Here is a 346-nt window from a genome sequence, read left to right as displayed (position 1 = left end):
CCCGGATGAGCTGATCGAGGCGGCGAAGATGGACGGCGCCGGTCAGGGCGCCATCATCCACCGCATCCTGCTGCCGGTGTCGCTGCCCGGGCTGGTCGCCACCGGACTGTTCGCGTTCATCCGCGGCTGGAACGACTTCATCTTCGCGTTGACATTGGCGGGTCCGGACAAGCAGACCCTGCCACCGGGCCTGGTCAACACCTACCTCGGCGAGTTCGAGACCGCGTGGCCGGACCTGATGGCCGCCTCGCTGGTCGTGTCGCTGCCCGTCGTCATCGGTTTCACGATCCTCCAGCGCTACCTCGTCGCCGGGCTCACCGCCGGCGCCGTGAAGGGCTGAACACCC

1 protein-coding gene is annotated in these 346 nt (G+C 68.2%); it reads left to right on the top strand.

The genetic code is table 11. The features are described 5' to 3' along the window. Positions 1-340, top strand: a 340-nt coding sequence (locus tag OP18_RS50800) for a carbohydrate ABC transporter permease (protein WP_033368061.1), incomplete at its 5' end; no start/stop codon positions are given. Between the last annotated feature and the right edge of the window lie 6 nt (positions 341-346).

Source organism: Dactylosporangium aurantiacum (assembly GCF_000716715.1).
Lineage (GTDB): Bacteria > Actinomycetota > Actinomycetes > Mycobacteriales > Micromonosporaceae > Dactylosporangium > Dactylosporangium aurantiacum.
Note: the sequence above shows the minus strand (reverse complement) of the source record. Positions and strands in the feature narration are given on the sequence as shown.